Genomic DNA, 3,812 nt, shown 5'->3' on the forward strand with positions numbered 1-3,812 from the left:
GCCCCGGGTCCGCCGCCAGCCGCGCCCTGCCGCCACGCCGCCCCGCGAGGACTCAGCCCGCGCCGCCCGCCTCCGCGTGGCCCTCGACCTCCTGCGGCGACCGCGACCCCGGGCCCACGTACCGCGCCGACGGCCGCACCAGCCGCCCCGTCCGCTTCTGCTCCAGGATGTGCGCCGACCACCCCGCCGTCCGCGCGCACGTGAACATCGACGTGAACATGTGCGCCGGAACCTCCGCGAAGTCCAGCACGATCGCCGCCCAGAACTCGACGTTCGTCTCCAGCACCCGGTCCGGCCGCCGCGCCCGCAGCTCCGCCAGCGCCGCCTTCTCCAGCGCCTCGGCGACCTCGTACCGCGGCGCGCCCAGCTGCTTCGCCGTCCGCCGCAGCACCCGCGCCCGCGGGTCCTCCGCCCGGTACACCCGGTGGCCGAAGCCCATCAGCCGCTCGCCGTCGTCCAGCGCCCGCTTCACGTAGCTCTCGGCGTCGCCGGTGCGCTCGATCTCCTCGATCATGCCGAGCACCCGCGACGGCGCGCCCCCGTGCAGCGGCCCGGACATGGCGCCCACCGCGCCGGACAGCGCCGCGGCGACGTCGGCGCCGGTCGAGGCGATGACGCGGGCGGTGAAGGTGGAGGCGTTCATGCCGTGCTCGGCGGCGGAGGTCCAGTAGGCGTCGACGGCGGCGACGTGCTTGGGGTCGGGCTCGCCGCGCCAGCGGATCATGAACCGCTCGACGACCGAGCGCGCCTTGTCGATCTCGCGCTGCGGCACCATCGGCAGCCCCTGCCCGCGGGCGGACTGCGCGACGTACGACAGCGCCATGACGGCCGCCCGCGCCAGGTCCTCGCGGGCGCGCGCCTCGTCGATGTCGAGCAGCGGGCGCAGCCCCCAGACCGGCGCGAGCATCGCGAGCGCGGACTGCACGTCCACGCGGATGTCGCCGGAGTGCACGGGGATGGGGAAGGGCTCCGCGGGCGGCAGCCCGGGTTTGAACGCGCCGTCGACCAGAAGACCCCAGACGTTGCCGAACGACACGTGGCCCACCAGGTCCTCGATGTCCACACCGCGATAGCGGAGCGCGCCGCCCTCCTTGTCGGGCTCGGCGATCTCCGTCTCGAAGGCGACTACTCCCTCAAGCCCGGGTACGAAGTCGGACATCAGGCGGCTCCCTCACTGGGTTGCGGTGCGCTGCGGCGGGGGTGTGCAGCGGCGGGCGGGTCAGCCCCGGGGCGGGTGCGGTGCGGGGGGTGCGCCGGCGAGGCTCCGCGGCGCCATCGCTCGCGGTCCGGGGCCGTGCGTTCCGGGCCACCATAGTCGTGGGTGTGGGCTTTCCACAGTGGTGGAACGACCGATTCTGTCGGGTCAGGCACATGCGGCCGGGCGTGAGATGGGGCACACTCCACGGATCCCGGTCCGGAGGGTTACGGGGTGCGTCGAGCGGGCAGACTCCCGCCCCGCGGCAGCCGCTCATACTGCAAGATATGCGGGTGCGACACGTTGACGTTGACACCGAAGACTCCCTCGACCCTGCCGCCATGCGCGCGCACTACCGCGCCGCGGGACTCCCGGAGGACTCGCTCGCCGCCGACCCCTTCGAGCAGTTCGGCCGCTGGTTCCGGCAGGCCGCGGAGAGCGGACTGCACGAGCCCAACGCGATGGTCGTCTCCACCGCCGACGCGGAGGGCCGGCCCAGCTCCCGCACCGTGCTGCTGAAGCACGTGGACGAACGGGGGTTCGTCTTCTACACCAACTACGGTTCGCGCAAGGGCCGGGAGCTGGCCGCCAACCCGCACGTGTCGCTGCTCTTCCCCTGGCACCCCGTCGCCCGCCAGGTGATCGTCGCGGGGACGGCGGAGCGTACCGGCCGGGACGAGACCGTCGCGTACTTCCGCACCCGGCCGCACGGCTCGCAGCTGGGCGCGTGGGCGAGCGAGCAGTCGTCGGCGGTGGCGTCGCGGGCGGAACTGGACCGGATGTACGCGGAGCTGGCGGACCGCTATCCGGAGGGCGAGCAGGTGCCGGTGCCGCCGGAGTGGGGCGGCTTCCGGGTCAGGCCGCGGACGGTCGAGTTCTGGCAGGGTCGCGAGAACCGCCTCCACGACCGCCTGAGGTACGTGCGCACGGAGGGGGCGGCCGGCGGCGGCTGGACGGTGGAGCGCCTCTGCCCGTAGGGGCGTGCCCTCGTACGGGTCTGACCCCATGTCGTCGTACGGCCGAGGCCGGGGGCGGTGGCGGTGGCCCGGCGGGCACAAAGGGGCGACCCGCGGCCCATTCCCCTTCAGGGGAGCCGGTCGGACGTACCGGCGGACCGCGGGTCGGGTGAACTGCTTGGGATAAGGGCCGGCTGGGCGCGTCCTAGGCGCCCCGGTCCGGCATTGCGCTCAAGCGCGACGGCGGACCACTAGCCCGCAGCCACCTCACGCGTCCGGTACTTCATCATCTGCCGAACCACCTCCCTTCTCGTGTACCTCCCACACTAGGCACGGCCCCGCGGGCCCCTCAACTGATTTCTGCCTCGCAACGATTTCGACGGAACGGGGTGTGTGCTGCGTCACGTTCCAGTTGAATGATCCGGGTGCACCACACCACGCACACGACGCCGCGGCGAGCAGGGGGTGCCTGATGAGCGCGACCCGGCGTACCAACCGGGACCGCAGGAACGCCTCCGGCGAACAGGCCGCGGACGCTCCGGACAAGGGAGGAGCCGCCGCCGGGCCCCCGCCCGCGGCGCCGGACGCGACGGCCGGGGACGCGCCGCCCCCGGGCCGCCGCGCCGCGGCGCCCGACCTGCTGGTGGCGCTGCTCGACGGCATGGACGCCGCGCTGTGCGCCTTCGACGCCGACGGCGTCGTCACCCACTGGAACCGCGAGGCCGAGCGGCTGCTCGGCTGGACCGCCGCGGAGGTCGTCGGCCGCCGCGGGCTGGCCGGCTGGGCGGCCCGCGCGGAGGACGCCGCCGAGGTGGAGGCGCGGCTGCTGGGGGCGATGGACGCGCCGGGGCGGCAGGTGCAGGAGTTCGCGCTGCTGCGCAAGGACGGCGGCCGGGTGCTCGTACGCACCCAGACCTCCGCGGTGCGCAGGGGCGGCGCCGCGGACGGCGGGGGCAGCGCGGAGGATCCGGACGGGCCGGGGGAGCCGGCCGGCGGAGCCGCGGTCGGGGTCTACTGTGCGTTCAGCGAGGTCCACGCGCAGCTGGACCTGGAGCGGTCCATCGCCTTCAGCGAGGCCCTGTGCGAGGACGCCGCCTGGGGCGTGCTCCTCGTGGACGCCGACCTGCGGCCGGCGCTGGCCAACGGCCAGGCGGCGCGCGTGCTGCGCGCCCGGCGCTCGGCGCTGCTCGGGCGCCCCTTCGGCGAGCTGCTGGAACAGGGCGTGGAGGAGGTCGAGAGCGCGCTCCAGCACGTGCTGGCGCAGGGCAGCACCGCGGTCCCCGCCGACGTGTGGGTCACGGTGCGCGGCGAGACCGGCGGGGATCCGGCGATGCGGCGCAGGTGCCTGCGCGGCGCGTTCGTACGGCTCGCGTCGCCGCTCGCCGAGCACCCGGTGCCGCTGGGCGTCGGGTGGCTCTTCCAGGACGTCACCGAGGCCAGGCTCGCCGAGGACGCCGCCTCCGTGCTGCGCTTCCGCGACCACCAGCTGCACCGCGCCTCGCACGCGGCGGCCGAGTGCGAGGACCCGATGGAGGCGGCGACCGTCTACCTGGACTTCGCGCTCGCCGGCTTCGCCGACCACGCGCTGGTCGACCTGGCCGCCGCCCCCGCCGCCCCCGCCGACCGCGGCGCGCCGCCCGGCTCCGGTGGCTCGGAGGGGT

The 3,812-nt window shown here is 75.2% G+C and carries 3 protein-coding genes; 2 read left to right on the plus strand and 1 reads right to left on the minus strand.

What is annotated here, in order from left to right:
• Positions 1 to 52: 52 nt before the first annotated feature.
• A complete protein-coding gene (locus tag ABD317_RS26970; RefSeq protein WP_344292847.1) occupies positions 53 to 1,159 on the minus strand; it encodes a citrate synthase 2 in 1,107 nt (368 codons plus the stop codon).
• 323 nt (positions 1,160 to 1,482) lie between these two features.
• Between ABD317_RS26970 and pdxH the strand changes: the two genes are divergently transcribed.
• On the plus strand, positions 1,483 to 2,172 hold the full coding sequence (gene pdxH / locus ABD317_RS26975; RefSeq protein ID WP_425582448.1) for a pyridoxamine 5'-phosphate oxidase: 690 nt from the start codon (positions 1,483 to 1,485) through the stop codon (positions 2,170 to 2,172).
• A gap of 451 nt (positions 2,173 to 2,623) precedes the next feature.
• On the plus strand, positions 2,624 to 3,812 hold a 1,189-nt coding region (locus ABD317_RS26980), incomplete at its 3' end, for a PAS domain-containing protein (protein WP_344292849.1).

Origin of the sequence: Streptomyces synnematoformans (assembly GCF_039531005.1) — a bacterium.
Lineage (GTDB): Bacteria > Actinomycetota > Actinomycetes > Streptomycetales > Streptomycetaceae > Streptomyces > Streptomyces synnematoformans.